Source organism: Limimaricola litoreus (assembly GCF_024159025.1).
GTDB lineage: Bacteria > Pseudomonadota > Alphaproteobacteria > Rhodobacterales > Rhodobacteraceae > Limimaricola > Limimaricola litoreus.
Map to the genome: position 1 here is coordinate 1 of NZ_JAMYXC010000128.1, position 16677 is coordinate 16677.

The following is a 16677-nucleotide window of genomic DNA, read 5'->3' on the forward strand; positions in this document are numbered from 1 at the left end:
CCGAGCGCCCCGGCGGCGGGTGCGGAAGTGTCGAGCGATGGCGCGCGCGGCCCCGTATCGGGGGCCGGGGGCGTCGGCTTGGCAGCCATCGCGCCGGGCGCTTGTGTAATATAGGGCATGTCTGCCGGGTCCAACGGCTCGGCATGGACCGTCGAACCCGGCGCCACGGCCATCGATCCCCCCAGGAACGTCAGAGCCACGAGCATGAAAGGATAATTGCACCGCCCAAGCGACACGATGCAACGCGAAACCGCCCGATTACCGCGAGGTCGGCCCTCGTAACGCCGCGGCTGTGTCGCCGTGGCGACAGCCGGCAAGGCTCAGCCCGCCGAGTTGGCCGAGGCGACGCGCGCCGTCTGGCTGGGCTGGCAATAGCTCTGGTTGCGGGTCCAGTTCACCATTTCCGCCCGCTTGCGCGCGGAATGGAACGGCCCCCAATCGGCCGCGAGACCGCGCATCCCGGCGGAAACCACGCCGTCACGCCGCACCGTGCGCGCCGCGATCCGCACCGCGCAGGAAAGGTTCGACACACCGTCCTTCAGGGCCGAGCCGCTGCCCGCCGCGCAGCCATAACCGCGCGCGGTGGCAGGCGCGATCTGCACAAGGCCGAACCACTTGCCACCGCCGCCGACGGCGGCCGGGTTCCAGGTGCTCTCGTGCTTGGCCAGCGCCGAGAGCATCCCGGCCCAGAAGGCGGCGCGCCCATCCGCATCGGCGGTGACATAGCCCGGGCACCATGTGCCGATATCGGCGGGCACCTGGCTCAGCAGCGGCGCGCCATGCGATTTCAGCGCGGCGAGCGTGGCGTCGGTCCATTGCGCCCCCTCGGGCCGATGGTCCCAGGCCATGGCCGGCAGCGCGGGCGGGGTGGCGATGACGGGGGCTTCGGCCTCGGGCAGCGGCGCGCAGGCGGCGCCGAGGCCGAGAAGCGCGATCGGGGCGAGACGGCGCAGAGGCGCACGAAGAAAGCTCGGGAACATGTCGGGTCTTGATCCGTTGTGGCAGCAACTGCCCCTCAACTGCCTTTTGCGGGGGCCGCCTGTCGAGTCCGCCCCTCCCGCGGGGGCGCATTTGGGCGGGTTGCCGCGCAGTCAAGCCGTGCAAGGCCCCGTCCTCCTGACCCACCCTCACCCTTGAAGAGCGGCCCGTTCGCGCCTAATCAGGCCCGCGATGATCGTGCCGACAAACCTGCAAGGAGAGGCTCCCATGCTGGACCTGACATACGAGGCCCCCGCCCCCAAGCTGATCGCGGGTGCCAAGGGCGACTGGGAGCTGGTGATCGGCCTCGAGGTGCACGCGCAGGTCGCGACCCGCGCCAAGCTCTTTTCCGGCGCCTCGACCGAATTCGGCGCCGAGCCCAATTCCAACGTCTCCTTCATCGACGCGGGCATGCCGGGCATGCTGCCGGTGATCAACGAGGGCTGCGTGGCACAGGCCGTGCGCACCGGCCTCGGGCTCAAGGCCGAGATCAACCTGCGCTCGGCCTTCGACCGCAAGAACTATTTCTACCCCGACCTGCCGCAGGGCTACCAGATCAGCCAGCTCTACCACCCGATCGTCGGCGAGGGCGAAGTGCTCGTCGAGATGGGCAACGGTCAGGCGCGGCTGGTGCGGATCGAGCGCATCCACCTCGAGCAGGACGCGGGCAAGTCGATCCACGACATGGACCCCAACATGTCCTTCGTCGACCTCAACCGCACCGGCGTGGCGCTGATGGAGATCGTCAGCCGCCCCGATATCCGCGGGCCGGAGGAGGCTGCGGCCTATGTGGGCAAGCTGCGCCAGATCCTGCGTTACTTGGGCACTTGCGATGGCAACATGCAAAACGGCAACCTGCGCGCGGATGTGAACGTCTCGGTCTGCCGCCCGGGCGATTACGAGAAGTATCAGGAAAGCCAGGACTTCTCCCATCTCGGCACGCGGTGCGAGATCAAGAACATGAACTCGATGCGCTTCATCCAGGCCGCGATCGATTTCGAGGCGCGCCGCCAGATCGCGATTCTCGAAGACGGCGGCGAGGTGGTGCAGGAGACCCGGCTCTACGATCCCGACAAGAACGAGACCCGCTCGATGCGCTCCAAGGAAGAGGCGCATGACTACCGCTACTTCCCCGACCCCGACCTGCTGCCGCTCGAGATCGAGCAGGCCTGGGTCGACGACATCAAGGCGCATCTGCCCGAGCTGCCCGACGCCAAGAAGGCGCGCTTCATGGGCGATTTCGGCCTGTCGGACTATGATGCGGGCGTGCTCACCGCCGAGCTGGCCAACGCCGTCTATTTCGAGGCGGTGGTAAACCACATCGACAGCGCCAAGGACGGCAAGCTCGCCGCCAACTGGGTCATCAACGAGCTGTTCGGCCGTCTCAAGAAGGACGATCTGGGCATCGAGGCCAGCCCCGTGAGCCCTGCGCAGCTCGGCGATATCGTGGCGCTGATCGCCAAGGGCGACATCTCGGGCAAGATCGCCAAGGATCTGTTCGAAATCGTCTACACCGAGGGCGGGGAGCCGGCGAAGATCGTCGAAGAGCGCGGCATGAAGCAGGTCACCGACACCGGCGCCATCGAGGCGGCGGTCGACGAGATCATCGCCGCCAACCCCGCGCAGGTCGAAAAGGCCAAGCAGAACCCCAAGCTCGCGGGCTGGTTCGTGGGCCAGGTGATGAAATCCACCGGCGGCAAGGCCAATCCCGCCGCCGTCAACCAGATCGTCACCGCCAAGCTCGAGCTCTGAGCCCGGCCACAGGAGAGCGCCATGACCGCCTTTGAATACCGCGTCGTTCCCGCCCCCAGGCGGGGCCAGAAAGAGCGCGGCCTCAAGACCGCCGAGGACCGCTACGCCAACGCGCTGCAGGGCACGATCAACGAGCTGGGCGCGAAGGGCTGGGAATACCTGCGCGCCGAGACCCTGCCTTGCGAGGAGCGCCAGGGCCTCGGCGGGCGCAAGACGGTCTACCACTCGGTGCTGGTGTTCCGCCGCGCCAGCGCGCAGGCCGCTCCTGCCACCCCCGTGGCCGCCGAACCGATGGCGCAGCCGGGACAGGCCGGGCTGAGCGCCAGCCGCGGCGAGGCGCCGGCCGCCTCGCGCGCGATGCCCAGCGCCCGCGAGGCGCAGGACATCCCCGACCGCCCCGCCCCCGAGGTTACCGCCAAGAGCGGCGACTGATCCCGGCGGAGCCGCGCCGGGGGGCGGGACGGAAAATGCCCCCCGCCCCTTCAATCTCCGGCGCTTTGGACTAAACTGCCGCGTCCGACTCGAAAGGATGAGGCAGAGCATGGCAAAGAACGACCCCTTCGGTTTCGATATGTCGGTATCGGCATCGAAGAAGAAAAACCCGCGCGGCAGACGCGGGATGTCCGGCGCCTTCGAGACCTCGACACGGGTCTGCGACCACGCGGGATGCGAGGAGGCGGGTAAGTACCGCGCCCCGAAATCGCCCGATATTCTCGATGACTACTTCTGGTTCTGCAAAGAGCATGTGCGCGAGTATAACCTGAAGTGGAACTTCTTCGACGGCTCGACCGAGGCCGAGTTCTCCGAGCAGGTCGACAACGACCGGGTCTGGGGCCGCTCGACCAAGCCCTTCGGCAAGCGCAGCGAGGAGCAGCGCGCCTGGGCCCGGCTCGGCGTCGACGACCCGCATCAGGTGCTGGGCGAGAACGCGACCCGCAACCCGGGCCGCAACGCCGCCCAGCAAGGCGGTCATACCCGCCGCCTGCCCGCGACCGAACGCCGCGCGCTCGAGGTGCTCGACGCCAAGGACAGCTGGTCCAAGGCGCAGATCCGCAAATCCTACAAGGCGCTGATCAAGGTGCTGCACCCGGACATGAACGGCGGCGACCGCAGCCAGGAGGAGCAGCTCTCCGAAGTCGTCTGGGCCTGGGACCAGATCAAGGACAGCAAGTCCTTCCGCGACAAGGACTGAAGGCGCGAGACATCCCCCGGCGCCGCGCGCGGCGGCAATCGGGGGGTGGTGCGTATCTGGAGAAAGATGAACGGGGGAATGGCGCGAGCGGGGGCGGTCAAAGGGTCGTGACCGGTCCTGCCGCCAGTACCGGGCCGGTCGGCCCCGCGGCGGGCGAGCCGCCCGCGGGCTCGTCGGAGACGGCGAGCACCGCCTGCGGCAAAAGCGGGCGCAGATCCTCGGGCAGCGTCACGCGCCCCTCGCGGTCCTCGGGCAACAGGCCCAGGGACACGGGCGCCGCCTCGCCCGCGATGAGCCACAGCTCCAGCGACCGGCCCGGCGTGGCCTCGCCGCTCGGGCGCAGGACGCGCAAAGCCTCCGGCTCGGCGGGGTCATAGGCCACCAGCACCACGAGGCTGCGATCCTCGGCCGCGATCTCGGCGCGCAGCCCCGGCCCCACCGGCTCGGGGCGCAGCAGGTCGAGCCCCGTCACCATGGCATAGGTGCCCGCCGCCAGCGCCGCGGCGCCCAGCGCGGGCCACAGGCCGAGACGGCGCAAGAGGCTCTTGCGCTCGGCGCCAAAGAGCCGCGCCTCGATCATCCGCCTGATCCGCGCGGGCGGCGCGACGGGGGCGATCTCGTCGGTGAGCCCGGCAAGATCCTCGGCCCACATGGCATGGAGCGCGCGGTACTCGGCATCCGTTTCGAGCCGCCGCTCGGCCTGCGCCAGCTCCGCGCCCTCCAGAAGGCCCAGCACGTGCTCGGCGGCGCGGGCGGTGTCGTCTTCGTTGTGATCCTGCGCTCCGGTCATCGCGTCAGGCACTCCTTGAGCCGTATCAGGCTGCGCCGCAGCCATGTCCGCATCGTGTTGAGCGGCACGCCATAGCGCTCGGCCAGCTCGGCGTAGCTTTCGCCGGCGAGGTAGGCACCCCGCACCGCCCCGGCCCTGTCGCTCTCCAGCTCGGTCAGGCAGCTCTCGATCCGCGCGTTCTCCGAGGCCGCGACGGCATGGGCTTCGGGCCCGGGCGCGGCATCGGCCAGCTGCGCCACCGCCTCCATGCCGCCGCCATGCCGGCTTTCGTTCCTCCGGCGCGTGCGCAGCCGGTCGATGGCATGGTTGCGGGCGATGGTGATGAGCCATGTCATCGGGCTCAGGCCGTTCACCTCGTAGCGCCCCGCATTATGCCACACCTTCACGTAGATCTCCTGCAGCGCATCCTCGGCCTCGGCCCTGTTGTCCAACACACGCAGGCAGATCCCGAAGAGTTTCGCCGAAGTGGCGTCGTAGAGCGCGCCGAAGGCGGCGCGGTCGCCCAGCGCGCTGCGCGCGATCAGCCCCTCGATCTCGGTCAGGCGCGACATGATGCTTCGGATCTCCCCCGTCGGTCCGGTTCCAGACAATGGTCCCGCACCCCGAAAAGGCAAGCGGTGGCTGGCCGATGGTCGCAGCCTGCGGCACTTGAACCCCGCCGCGCGATGCTCCATCACTTGCGCGACCGCAAATGAGGGCCCCTGCCCGCACGCGAAAGGATCATCATGGCCGACGCCCAGACCGACCCCAATGCCCGCCCGACCGAGGAGATCGACATCCGCGAGACCTTCGGCTTCGACAGCGCCATGAAGGTCAAGGGCTTCGCCGAGCGCTCCGACCGGGTGCCCGACATCGACCCGACCTACAAGTTCGACCCCGACACCACCCGCGCCATCCTCGCCGGTTTCTCGGCCAACCGCCGGGTCATGGTGCAGGGCTATCACGGCACTGGCAAATCGACCCATATCGAGCAGGTCGCGGCCCGGCTCAACTGGCCCTGCGTGCGCGTCAACCTCGACAGCCACATCTCCCGCATCGACCTGATCGGCAAGGATGCGATCAAGCTCAAAGACGGCAAGCAGGTCACCGAATTCGCCGAAGGCATCCTGCCCTGGGCGCTGCGCCACCCCTGCGCCATCGTGTTCGACGAATACGACGCGGGCCGGGCCGACGTGATGTTCGTGATCCAGCGGGTGCTGGAAACCGACGGCAAGCTGACGCTGATGGACCAGAATCAGGTGCTAACGCCGAACCCCTATTTCCGGCTCTTCGCCACCGCCAACACGGTTGGCCTCGGCGACACCACCGGGCTCTATCACGGCACCCAGCAGATCAACCAGGCGCAGATGGACCGCTGGTCCCTCGTCGCGACGCTGAACTATCTCAGCCACGACGCCGAGGCCGCGATCGTCCTGTCCAAGGCGCCGCATTACAACACCGCCGAGGGGCGCCAGCAGGTCAGCCAGATGGTTACCGTCGCCGATCTCACCCGCACCGCCTTCATGAACGGCGATCTTTCGACGGTGATGAGCCCGCGCACGGTGATCAACTGGGCCCAGAACGCCGAGATCTTCCGCGACGTGGGCTATGCCTTCCGATTGTCGTTCCTCAACAAATGCGACGAGCTGGAGCGCCAGACCGTGGCCGAGTTCTACCAGCGCTGCTTCGACGAGGAGCTGCCCGAAAGCGCGGTGAGCACCGCCGGGCGCTGAGCCTTTTCCCGAGACGCCAAAGGCCCGGATCGAAAGAGCCGGGCCTTTCGTTATCACCGGAGCGCCCTTGCCGCCCCCTGCCGCCAGTGGGATAGTTTCGCCATGAGCCCCAACTCCGACAACCCCGCCGATCCGTTCAAGAAGGCCCTGACCGAGGCCACCAAGGTCATGGCCGACGACCGCGAGCTCAACGTCAGCTTTTCGGTCGATCCGCCGGGGCTGAGCCATGACAGCGTGCGCCTGCCGCAGGTCAGCCGCCGCATGACCCGCGACGAGGTGCTGCTGGCGCGCGGCACCGCCGATGCGCTGGCGCTGCGGCACCGCTACCACGACGCGGGCGTCAACGCGCGCTACCAGCCGCAATCGGGGATCGCGCGCGATCTCTACGACGCGATGGAGGGCGCGCGCGTCGAGGCGGTGGGCGCGAAGCACATGCCGGGGACGGCCGGAAACATCGACGCCAAGATCGGCGCGGAGGCGCGGCGCAAGGGCTACGACCAGATCCGCGACAAGGCCGACGCGCCGCTCGCGGTGGCCGCGGGCTATCTGATCCGCCACCTCGCCACGGGCCGCGACCTGCCGCAGGGCGCGGACAACGTCATGGATCTGTGGCGCGGCTTCATCGAGGACATGGGCGGCGAGCGGCTCGACGAGCTCTCCGAGGCGCTGCACGATCAAAAGAGCTTTGCCCGCTTCGCCCGCGAGCTGATCCGCGACCTCGGCTATGGCGACCAGCTTGGCGACGATCCAGACATGGAGGACCCCGAGCAGGAGGACGAGGCCTCCGAGGAGGAGGAGGACCAGGAGCCGGATTCGACCGGCGAGGACGAGGACAGCGACGAGCAGGACGAGACCTCGCCCGAGCAGAGCCAGGACCAGCAGCAGGACCAGTCCCAGGCGCAAGTCTCGATGGACGAGCAGGCCGAGGCCGAGGACGCCGAGGAACAGGAGATGCCCGAGGGCGAGGCGCCGCAGGACCCCCCGCCCCCCGCCGCCTCGGATGCCGATCCTAATTATCTGGTGTTCGAGACCAAGCACGACGAGGAGATCGGCGCCGAGGAACTGGCGGAGGCCGCCGAGCTGGAACGGCTGCGCGCCTATCTCGACCAGCAGCTCGACCCGCTGAAAGGCGCGGTGAGCCGCCTTGCAAACAAGCTGCAGCGCCGCCTGCAGGCGCAGCAGAACCGCTCTTGGGAGTTCGACCGCGAGGAGGGCATCCTCGATGCGGGTCGCCTCGCCCGCGTCGTCGCCAACCCGACCACGCCGCTCAGCTTCAAGGTCGAGAAGGACACCGAGTTCCGCGACACCGTGGTGACGCTCTTGATCGACAACTCGGGTTCCATGCGCGGGCGGCCGATCTCCATCGCCGCGATCTGCGCCGACGTGCTGGCGCGCACGCTGGAGCGCTGCTCGGTCAAGGTCGAGATCCTCGGCTTCACCACCCGTGCCTGGAAGGGCGGACAGGCGCGCGAGGCGTGGCTCGCCGCCGGCCGCCCCCCTGCCCCCGGTCGTCTCAACGACCTGCGCCACATCATCTACAAGCGGGCCGACGCGCCCTGGCGGCGCACCCGCGACAACCTTGGCCTGATGATGAAGGAAGGGCTGCTCAAGGAGAACATCGACGGCGAGGCGCTCGAATGGGCGCATCGCAGGCTTCTGGCGCGGCGCGAGGCGCGCAAGGTGCTGATGGTGATCTCGGACGGCGCGCCGGTCGATGACAGCACGCTGTCGGTGAACCCCGCCAACTATCTTGAGAAGCACCTGCGCGACGTCATCGCCATGGTCGAAAAGCGCAAGGCCGTGGAGCTGACCGCCATCGGCATCGGCCATGACGTGACGCGCTACTACGACCGCGCGGTGACGATCACCGACGTGGACCAGCTCGCGGGGGCGATGACCGAACAGCTCGCCTCGCTCTTCGACGCCGACCCGCGCAAGCGGGCCCGCGTCCTCGGAATGAACAGGGTCGCCTGATGTACCAGAACTTCGCCACCACCGCCCGCCCCGAACAGGGGCCGCCCCGCCTTGCCGCCCTGCGCGAACGCATGGCCGCCGCAGGGGTCGATGGCTGGATCGTGCCGCGCGGCGACACCTGGCGCGGCGAGAACGTGCGCGCCCGCGACGAGCGGCTCGCCTGGCTCACCGGCTTCACCGGCTCGGCGGGCTTTGCCGCGATCCTGGCCCACAAGGCGGGCGTCTTCATCGACGGGCGCTACAAGATCCAGATCAAGAGCCAGGTCGCGCCGGAGTTCACCGCCGTCGATTGGCCCGGCACCAAGCTGGCCGACTGGCTCATCGCCGAGCTGCCCGAGGGCGGCACGGTGGGCTATGACGCCTGGCTGCACACGCCCGAGGAAATCCGCGAGCTGCATGACAAGCTGCAGCCCCGCGGCATCGGCCTGAGGCCGCTCGACAACCTCGTCGATGCGATATGGGAGGACCGCCCCGCAGCCCCCGACGCGCCCTTCATCGCCTGGCCCGACGAATATGCCGGGAAAAGCCGCGCCGAAAAGCGCGCCGAGATCGCCGCGCTTCTGCGCGAGGCGGGCCAGCGCTGCGCGGTGCTGACCTTGCCCGATTCCATCGCCTGGCTTCTCAACATCCGCGGCGATGACGTGCCCTCGACCCCGGTGCCACTGAGCTTTGCGATTCTCGACGAGACCGGGCGCTGCGAGCTGTTCTGCCCGAAGGGCAAGGCCGAGGGTCTGCGCGATCATCTCGGGGCGGATGTCGACGTGCTCGAGATCGACGCCTTTCTGGGCGCGCTGGGCCAGTTGGCCGGGCCGGTCAGGCTCGATCCGAAATCGGCGCCCGTCATCATCGAGACGACGCTGAAGGGCTGGGAGATCAAGATCGACGAAGCCGAGGACCCCTGCATCCTGCCCAAGGCGCGCAAGAACGCGGCCGAGATCGAGGGCGCGCGTCAGGCGCATCTGCGCGACGGCGCGGCGGTCTGCCGCTTTTTGCACTGGCTCGACGGCGAGGCCGAAAAGCTCGGGCAAGGCGACCACCGGCTGACCGAGATCGGCGTGGTCACGGCGCTCGAAGGCTTCCGCCGCGAGACGGGCGAGCTGCGCGGCATCAGCTTCGAGACGATCGCCGGGGCGGGCGAGCATGGCGCGATCACCCACTACCGTGTGACCGAGGACACCGACCGCGAGGTGCGCCCGGGCGAGCTGCTGCTCGTTGATTCGGGCGGCCAGTATCTCGATGGCACCACCGACATCACCCGCACCATCGCGATCGGCACGCCGCCCGAGGATGCCGCCCTTTGCTACACCCGCGTGCTGCAGGGGATGATCGCGCTGAGCCGCGCGCGATTCCCCAAGGGCCTCGCGGGCCGCGATCTCGACGCGCTGGCGCGCTTCCCGCTCTGGACCGCCGGGCTCGACTACGACCACGGCACCGGCCACGGCGTCGGCGCCTATCTTTCGGTGCACGAGGGACCGCAGCGGATCTCCAAGGGGGCGATGACGGTGATCGAGCCGGGGATGATCCTGTCGAACGAGCCGGGCTACTACCGCGAGGGGGCCTTCGGCATCCGGATCGAGAACCTGATCGTCACCCGCGAGGCCCCGGCCCTGCCCGGTGCCGACGACCGCGAGATGCTTGATTTCGAGACGCTGACCTATGTGCCACTGGAACGGCGGCTGATCGTCGTGGAGATGCTGTCGGGGGTGGAGCGGGACTGGATCGACGCCTATCACGCGACTACACTCGAAAAGATCGCCCCGCATCTCGATGGCGCGGCGCGGGATTGGCTGACCGCCGCCTGCGCGCCGCTTTGACGCCGGGGCTCACTCACAGGGAGCAGAACTGAATGAGCGATCACATCACGATCCGCCCCGCCGAGGGCACCTGGGTGGTGCGCGCCGGCGGTGCGGTCCTTGGCGAAAGCAGCCGCGCGCTGGAGCTGGTCGAGGGCGACTACCCGCCCGTGATCTACTTCCCGCGCGAGGACATCGCCACGGCCTTCCTCGAACCATCGAAAACCCGCTCGCATTGCCCCTGGAAGGGCGACGCGCATTACTACACCATCATCGCCAAGAGCGGCGCGATCGAGGATGCGGTCTGGTCCTACGAGGATCCCAAGGCCGGTATGGAGCAGATCAAGGACTGCCTCGCCTTCTACAAGAACAAGGTCGCGGTCGAGCAGGTCTGACCCGCCCCCTTTTCGTGGCGGCCTAGGAGTGTTCCTCGGCCGCCATTCGCGTCAGCGCCCGGTTCACGGCCCGCAGCGCATCGACCTGAAACAGCGCCCCCCACAGTTCCGGCGCCTCGTCCTCGGGGCCGAAGCGGACCACCGGCACGAAGGGGCGCTGCACCGTCTCGAACAATGGCATCGCCTGTTCCAGCGTCGCGCCCGATTGCACGAAGACCCCTTCGGCGATCATCTCGCGGCAGGCCTCCTCGGGGGCCGCGCGCGGCGCGCCCGTGGCCCGCATCACCGTCTCGACCCGGATCGTGCCAAGAAGCCAGGCCTGCGGCCCGGCGGCGAGATGCACGCCGCGCCGTGCCAGCTGCGTCAGAAAGAACGAGCGCTGCACCAGCCGGGAGGCCACGGCCGAGGCGAGCGAGACCGCGACCATCACCGCAAGGCCGGTCTGCCAGTCGCCCGTCAGTTCGAACACGATCAGCGTGGTCGAGATGGGCGCGCCGAGCACGGCGGCCGCCACGGCGCCCATGCCCGCCAGCGCATAGAGGGTCCCCTCGCCCGAGAATTCAGGCGCGATGGCGGTGGCCACGGTGCCGAAGGCGAGCCCGGTCAGCGCGCCGATCATCAGCGAGGGCGAAAAGATGCCGCCGCCCATCCGCCCGGCCATGGTGATCGCCACCGCCGCCACCTTGACCATCACGAAGATCACCGCGAGATCCAAGGCGAGGCTGCCCTGCAGCGCCGCCGAGGTCGTCTCGTAGCCGACGCCGATGATATGCGGAAAGAAGATCGCGATCAGCCCGAGGATCAGCCCCGTCGTCATCGGGCGCATCCAGCGCGGCGGCGCGAGGCGCGCCTGCACCGCGTTGGCCAGATCGTCGGCCCAGAAGATCGCCCGCATCAGCACCACCGCGATGAGGCCGCACAAAAGCCCCAAGAGCATGAAGGCGGGCAGCTCGACATAGAAGGCCAGCGCGTTCTTGTCGGGCAGTACGAATTCGGTCACGTCGCCCCAGACGAGCCGGCCCAGCACCGTGCCCGCGACGCTGGCGATGGCGATGGGGGCAAAGGCATGCACCGCGAAATGCCGCAGCACCACCTCGAGCGCGAAGAGCGCGCCCGCGATGGGGGCATTGAAGCTGGCCGAGACGGCGGCGGCAACGGCGCAGCCCAGAAGATCGCGCCCGGTGATGCCATCGGCGCGGATCCAGCTCGAAACATAGGTGGCGAAGACCGAGGCCAGATGCACCACCGGCCCCTCGCGCCCCGTGGAGCCCCCGGTCGAGAGGGTGATCATCGAGGCCAGGGCCGAGATCAGCCCGCGCTTACGCTCGACCCGCCCCTCGCGCAGCGCCGCACCCTCGATCACCTCGGCCACCGAGCGCACCCGCGCGTCTTCGGTGAAGCGGTCGAGCAGCAGGCCGACGGCGAGCCCGCCGATCACCGGCAGGATCAGCAGCCAGTACCAAGGCAGCGAGGCCGCAAAGCTGTGCAGCATCGCCACGTCGTCGGTGCCATAGAGCCACGCCTGCAGAACCTCGATCGCGGCGCGAAACCCGATCGCCGCCAGCCCTGCGACGATGCCCAGGGCCAGCGCGATGAACCAGAACTGCACCTGGCTCGGCCCGTGGCTGCGAATCATCGACCAGACCTCGCGCCAGCTCGCGCCGACGCGGGTGATCACCCGCTCCGGCCGTCCCGCCGCTTCGTTCGAACTCTTGCTCATCGCTGCGCGCCGCCTTTCCTCGCGCCGTTCTAGGATGGAACGCGAAGCGGTTGAAGATGCAGCAGAGGTTTCATCGATGCCGCGTTGCGCGGTGACGTCTCATTCGCGCCGAACCTATGCCTTAGGATGGATAGCTTTCGGCAGATTTATTGAGGATACTTGATATATTGTACCGAGATATTTTGACCGCCTCTGGCCTTCAGGGGATCGAGGGGCGGCGGTGAATGTTAAGCCGACGACGGAGGTGAGTGGCCGTCCGAGGCGTGTGATTTTTTACCCCACGGCAGGGTCAAGCCGGACTGTGCGGTGTGAACATCAGGGCCAATCTGACCCGAACGTTCGCACCGTTTTTTTTGGCCCGCGGCTTTTTGACCTGGTACGTGGTCCCGCCGCCGTCAGGCGGCGTCGGCATCCTCGAGCAGCACCCGCGCCGCGCCCCGCGCGGCCTCGGTCACCGTATCGCCCGCCAGCATCCGCGCAATCTCGTCGATCCGGTCGGGGTGATCGAGCGGCACCACGCGCGAGGTGGTGATCTCTCCCGAAGCGCCGAGGCTGACCGATTTCTCGACCCGCCAGTGATGCGCGCCCAGGGCGGCAACCTGCGGCGAATGGGTGACGACCAGCACCTGCGCGCCGTCGGCGAGCCGGGCCAGGCGGCGGCCCACCGCATTCGCCGTGGCCCCGCCGAGGCCGCGGTCGATCTCGTCGAAGATCAGCGTCTTGCCGAGGTTGTCGCCGGTCAGGCAGACCTTGAGCGCCAACAGAAAGCGCGACAGCTCGCCGCCCGAGGCGATGCGCGACAGCGGGCCCGAGGGGGCGCCGGGGTTGGTGGCGACGCGGAAGGTCACCTCGTCGCGCCCTTCGGGGCCGGGATCGGCGGGGGCGAGATCGACCTCGAACACCGCGCGGTCGAGCTTGAGCGGCGCGAGCTCCGCCGCCATGGCGCGCGACAGCCGCGTTCCGGCCTCGCTGCGCCGCGCCGTCAACGCCGCGGCGGCCGCGTCATAGGCAGCATCCGCCGCGCGCACAGCCGCTTCAAGATCGGCCATGTCGCCCTCGGAGGCGTCGAGCGCCTGCAGGCGCTTTCGCAGCCCATCGGTGAAGCTCGCCAGCTCGTCGACCATCACGTCGTGCTTGCGGGCGAGACCGCGCAGCGCGAAGAGCCGCTCCTCGGCGGCCTCGAGCGCGCGCGGGTCGAACTCCAGCGCGTCGAGCACGTCGCGCACGCCGGTCTCGGCCTCTCCCAGCGCGTCAAGCGCGCGGGTCAGCGCCTCGATCACCGGGTCGAGCCGCCCCTCGGCGGCCTCGACCGCGCCATCGAGCCAGCGCATCGCATCCGAAACCAGACCTTCGGCCCCGTCGCCCGAGATCACCTGATGGGCGCGCGCCACGTCGCCGCGCACCCGCTCGGCGCCCTGCATGCGGCGGCGGATGACGTCGAGCTCCGCCTCTTCGCCGGGCTGCGGGTCGAGCCCGTCGAGCTCGGCCACGGCATGGCGCAGATATTCCTCCTCGGCCCGCAGCACCGCCACCTGCTCATGTGCCACCTCCAGTGCCCGGCGCGCCTCGCGGCGCGCGGTCCAGGCGGCGCGGGTTGCAGAGATGTCGGCGGCGGCATCGGCAAAGGCGTCGAGCATCGCCCTGTGGCCGCGCGGGTCGAGCAGACCGCGGTCATCGTGCTGACCGTGCAGTTCGAGCAGCTCGTCGGAGAGTGCGCGCAGCACCTCGCCCGAAACGCGCCGGTCGTTGACCCAGGCCGTCTTGCGGCCGCTCTCGGTGTTGACCCGGCGCAGGATCAGCTCGTCGCCGGCCTCGATCCCGGTCTCGGCCAGCACCCGGCGCGCCGGGTGATCGGGCGCGAGATCGAACACCGCCGTCACCTCGCCCTGCGCCGCGCCCTTGCGCACAAGCTCGGCGCGGCCGCGCCAGCCCAGCACGAAGCCCAGGCTGTCGAGCAGGATCGATTTACCCGCCCCGGTTTCCCCGGTCAGGACGTTGAGACCGGGCTGGAACTCCAGCTCGAGCCTGTCGATGATCAGCATGTCCCGGATGTCGAGCGCGCGCAGCATATCGTTTAACCCCCGGGGTCGGAACGCCGGCCCGAACCGATCAGATCCATTCGCCCCGCACAAGCTGACGATAGATCGCCGAGAGCCAGTTGTCGCCGCTGGCCTCCATCGACAGCCCCTGCCCCGTCAGCAGGCGGTAGCTGTCCTCGTACCAGTCGGTGCCGCGGTAGTTGTAGCCCAGGATCGCCCCGGCGGTCTGCGCCTCCTGCACGAGGCCGAGCGAGAGGTAGGTCTCGACCAGCCGGTGCAGCGCCTCGGCGGTGTGGCTCGTGGTCTGGAACTCCTCGACGACGACGCGGAAGCGGCGCGCGGCGGCGGCGTAGTGGTCGCGCTTGAGATAATAGCGCCCGATCTCCATCTCCTTGCCCGCGAGATGATCGAAGGCGAGGTCGAACTTGAGCTTGGCCTCGGCGGCGTAGCTGCTGTCGGGATATTGCTCGATCACCGCGCGCAGCGCCTGCAACGCCTGGAAGGTCAGCCCCTGGTCGCGGCCGATGTCGTCGATCTGGTCGTAATAGCTCAGCGCCAGGAGATACTGCGCATAGGCCGCGTCTTCGGAGGTCGGGTAGAAATCGAGATAGCGCTGGGCGCTGGCGCGGCTGTCGTCATAGGCGCCATCCTTGTGCAGCGCGAAGGCCTGCATGATCAGGCCGCGCTTGGCCCATTCCGAATAGGGGTAGAGCCGCTCGATCTCGCCGAAATAGAAAGCCGCGTCCTCGGCCGCACCACCTTCGAGGCTGGCTTCGCCCTGCTGGTAGATCTGCACCGCGTCGAGCTGTTCGAGCGCCGCGGAATCGAGACGCTCGGACGGGCTGCCGCAACCGGCCAGAAGCCCCAGAGCCAATATCAGGCCCAAGCTGGCCCGTGTTCCGCTGCCTGCCATCCGCGCGTCCTGCATCCTGTCGGTCATCTGCCCATCCCGGGGTCGACGCCCCGTTCACGCCCCGCACCGGGGCCGCTCGACCCCGGGTCTAGCATGAAAAAATCGGGGGCAAAATGGCTTTTCCCGCCGCGATCGCCGCCATGCGATCAAGCGACGGCGGCAAGGTCGGCGGGCTTGAGCCGGCTGCCCGGCAGGTGGTCTTCGAGCGCGGCGTCGCAGGTCACGACGCGCCAGGCTTCGGGCCGGGCAAAGAGCGCGCGCAGCAGCCGGTTGGTCATGGCATGCCCCGCGCGCAGCCCCTCGTAGATGCCGAGGATCGGCAGGCCGGCGGTGCCCAGATCGCCAAGGGCATCGAGCATCTTGTGGCGCACCGCTTCATCGGAATGACGCAGGCCGCCGGGGCTGAGCACCTTCGCACCGTCGACCACCACCGCGTTCTCGAAGGTGCCGCCCAGGGCCAGGCCCTGCGCCTGCATCGCCTCGACATCCGACAGGCGGCAGAAGGTCCGGCTGTCGCACAGCTCGCGCAGGAAGGCGCCATTGGCCATGTCGAGCACGCGGCCCTGATGGCCGATGGCCGGATCGGCGAAGTCGATCTCGAAATCGATGACGAGACCGCGCGGCGCATAGTCTTGATGCGGCCGCAGCCGCGCCACCGCCGGCCCGTGCCGGACCTCGACCGTCTCGAGGATCTCGATCGCCTGCAGCGGCGCCTCCTGGCGGACAAGCCCGGCGGCGAGAATCGCGCGCGCGAAGCCCGCGGCGCTGCCGTCGAGTATGGGAACCTCGGGGCCGTCGATCTCTATGAGCGCGTTGTGCACGCCGCAGCCCGAGAGCGCCGCCATCAGATGCTCGATCGTCGAGACCGAGACGCCGGCGGCGTTGACGATGCGGGTGTTGAGCGGCGAGATCTCCACAAGATCCCAGCGCGCCGGCACCAGACGGTCGATCCCGACCACGTCCATCCGCCGGAACACGATGCCATGCCCCGCCGGGGCGGGACGCAGGACGAGGCGAACCGGGCGGCCCGAATGGAGCCCGGTGCCCGTGAATCCGACATGTCTGGTCAAGGTGGTCTGCACGTGTCTTCGCCCGGTTGCGTCTGGAACTTCGCTATGGGGCTGACCTAAGCGCTTGCCCGGCAGGCCACAATTCACTCTTTGCGACAGCATGAAACATGTGCTCCACGGCACGCAGTCGAGGCGTGGAATGCCTTGCAAACAACAAGGACCGCCCGAAGGCGGCCCTCTGTGCACAAGGTTTGTGCAGTTTTGCGTCAGTTGGCCTGACGGCGCAGGAAGGCGGGGATCTCGATCCGCTCCTGCTCGGGATCGGTCTCGCCGTCATCCTGCCAGTTCGGCGCCTGGCGCGGCTGGGCGGGCTGCTGCGGCTGCGGCCGCTGTGCCTGGGGCTGCTGGC

The 16677-nt window shown here is 68.9% G+C and carries 14 protein-coding genes; 7 read left to right on the top strand and 7 right to left on the bottom strand.

Annotated elements, in window-relative coordinates:
• Positions 1-320: 320 nt before the first annotated feature.
• Positions 321-980: a transglycosylase SLT domain-containing protein gene (locus tag NHG85_RS08485; RefSeq protein WP_253331503.1), complete on the bottom strand. Its 660-nt coding sequence runs from the start codon at positions 978-980 to the stop codon at positions 321-323.
• 226 nt (positions 981-1206) lie between these two features.
• Here NHG85_RS08485 and gatB point away from each other — a divergent pair, with 226 nt between their 5' ends.
• The 3 genes from gatB (at position 1207) to NHG85_RS08500 (ending at position 3922) form a co-directional block, all read left to right on the top strand.
• Complete coding sequence (gene gatB / locus NHG85_RS08490; RefSeq protein WP_253331505.1) at positions 1207-2730, top strand: Asp-tRNA(Asn)/Glu-tRNA(Gln) amidotransferase subunit GatB; 1524 nt, start codon at positions 1207-1209, stop codon at positions 2728-2730.
• A gap of 21 nt (positions 2731-2751) precedes the next feature.
• Positions 2752-3162: a DUF4177 domain-containing protein gene (locus NHG85_RS08495; protein ID WP_253331507.1), complete on the top strand. Its 411-nt coding sequence runs from the start codon at positions 2752-2754 to the stop codon at positions 3160-3162.
• Between the two features lie 109 nt (positions 3163-3271).
• Positions 3272-3922, top strand: a complete 651-nt coding sequence (locus NHG85_RS08500) for a J domain-containing protein (protein WP_099273920.1) — start codon at positions 3272-3274, stop codon at positions 3920-3922.
• Between the two features lie 97 nt (positions 3923-4019).
• Here the strand turns inward: NHG85_RS08500 and NHG85_RS08505 are convergent, their stop codons facing one another.
• Positions 4020-4712, bottom strand: coding sequence for an anti-sigma factor (locus tag NHG85_RS08505; protein WP_253331509.1), 693 nt, complete (start codon positions 4710-4712; stop codon positions 4020-4022).
• The gene (locus NHG85_RS08510) at positions 4709-5263 is read right to left on the bottom strand and encodes a sigma-70 family RNA polymerase sigma factor (protein ID WP_253331511.1); all 555 of its coding nucleotides are present in this window, start codon (positions 5261-5263) and stop codon (positions 4709-4711) included. The genes NHG85_RS08505 and NHG85_RS08510 overlap by 4 nt, the downstream gene beginning before the upstream one ends.
• Before the next feature lie 174 nt (positions 5264-5437).
• On the opposite strand from NHG85_RS08510, the gene cobS reads away from it, so the two are divergent.
• From cobS to NHG85_RS08530, 4 genes are all read left to right on the top strand, one after another.
• Positions 5438-6424, top strand: a complete 987-nt coding sequence (gene cobS / locus NHG85_RS08515; RefSeq protein ID WP_253331513.1) for a cobaltochelatase subunit CobS — start codon at positions 5438-5440, stop codon at positions 6422-6424.
• Positions 6425-6526: 102 nt separating this feature from the next.
• Positions 6527-8398, top strand: coding sequence for a cobaltochelatase subunit CobT (gene cobT, locus NHG85_RS08520; protein WP_253331514.1), 1872 nt, complete (start codon positions 6527-6529; stop codon positions 8396-8398).
• On the top strand, positions 8398-10212 hold the full coding sequence (locus NHG85_RS08525) for an aminopeptidase P family protein (protein ID WP_253331515.1): 1815 nt from the start codon (positions 8398-8400) through the stop codon (positions 10210-10212). The genes cobT and NHG85_RS08525 overlap by 1 nt, the downstream gene beginning before the upstream one ends.
• 32 nt (positions 10213-10244) lie before the next feature.
• Positions 10245-10586 (top strand): DUF427 domain-containing protein, encoded by a 342-nt coding sequence (locus NHG85_RS08530; RefSeq protein WP_253331516.1) that lies wholly within the window; start codon positions 10245-10247, stop codon positions 10584-10586.
• 22 nt (positions 10587-10608) lie between these two features.
• Here NHG85_RS08530 and NHG85_RS08535 read toward each other — a convergent pair whose 3' ends face one another.
• The 4 genes from NHG85_RS08535 to lpxC all read right to left on the bottom strand — a co-directional run bounded on the left by NHG85_RS08535 (position 10609) and on the right by lpxC (position 16340).
• A complete protein-coding gene (locus NHG85_RS08535) occupies positions 10609-12306 on the bottom strand; it encodes a chloride channel protein (RefSeq protein WP_370363000.1) in 1698 nt (565 codons plus the stop codon).
• A 395-nt stretch (positions 12307-12701) separates the two neighbouring features.
• Positions 12702-14375, bottom strand: coding sequence for a DNA repair protein RecN (gene recN / locus NHG85_RS08540; protein ID WP_253331517.1), 1674 nt, complete (start codon positions 14373-14375; stop codon positions 12702-12704).
• 40 nt (positions 14376-14415) lie between these two features.
• A complete protein-coding gene (locus NHG85_RS08545) occupies positions 14416-15258 on the bottom strand; it encodes an outer membrane protein assembly factor BamD (protein ID WP_253331521.1) in 843 nt (280 codons plus the stop codon).
• Between the two features lie 146 nt (positions 15259-15404).
• Positions 15405-16340, bottom strand: coding sequence for a UDP-3-O-acyl-N-acetylglucosamine deacetylase (gene lpxC / locus NHG85_RS08550; RefSeq protein WP_253331518.1), 936 nt, complete (start codon positions 16338-16340; stop codon positions 15405-15407).
• Between the last annotated feature and the right edge of the window lie 337 nt (positions 16341-16677).

Excerpts from the sequence above, each read along its gene's own strand:
- NHG85_RS08485 (WP_253331503.1), bottom strand. The coding sequence starts at position 980 with ATGTTCCCGAGCTTTCTTCGTGCGCCTCTGCGCCGTCTCGCCCCGATC.
- gatB (WP_253331505.1), top strand. The coding sequence starts at position 1,207 with ATGCTGGACCTGACATACGAGGCCCCCGCCCCCAAGCTGATCGCGGGT.
- NHG85_RS08495 (WP_253331507.1), top strand. The coding sequence starts at position 2,752 with ATGACCGCCTTTGAATACCGCGTCGTTCCCGCCCCCAGGCGGGGCCAG.
- NHG85_RS08500 (WP_099273920.1), top strand. The coding sequence starts at position 3,272 with ATGGCAAAGAACGACCCCTTCGGTTTCGATATGTCGGTATCGGCATCG.
- NHG85_RS08505 (WP_253331509.1), bottom strand. The coding sequence starts at position 4,712 with ATGACCGGAGCGCAGGATCACAACGAAGACGACACCGCCCGCGCCGCC.
- NHG85_RS08510 (WP_253331511.1), bottom strand. The coding sequence starts at position 5,263 with ATGTCGCGCCTGACCGAGATCGAGGGGCTGATCGCGCGCAGCGCGCTG.
- cobS (WP_253331513.1), top strand. The coding sequence starts at position 5,438 with ATGGCCGACGCCCAGACCGACCCCAATGCCCGCCCGACCGAGGAGATC.
- cobT (WP_253331514.1), top strand. The coding sequence starts at position 6,527 with ATGAGCCCCAACTCCGACAACCCCGCCGATCCGTTCAAGAAGGCCCTG.
- NHG85_RS08525 (WP_253331515.1), top strand. The coding sequence starts at position 8,398 with ATGTACCAGAACTTCGCCACCACCGCCCGCCCCGAACAGGGGCCGCCC.
- NHG85_RS08530 (WP_253331516.1), top strand. The coding sequence starts at position 10,245 with ATGAGCGATCACATCACGATCCGCCCCGCCGAGGGCACCTGGGTGGTG.
- NHG85_RS08535 (WP_370363000.1), bottom strand. The coding sequence starts at position 12,306 with ATGAGCAAGAGTTCGAACGAAGCGGCGGGACGGCCGGAGCGGGTGATC.
- recN (WP_253331517.1), bottom strand. The coding sequence starts at position 14,375 with ATGCTGCGCGCGCTCGACATCCGGGACATGCTGATCATCGACAGGCTC.
- NHG85_RS08545 (WP_253331521.1), bottom strand. The coding sequence starts at position 15,258 with ATGGCAGGCAGCGGAACACGGGCCAGCTTGGGCCTGATATTGGCTCTG.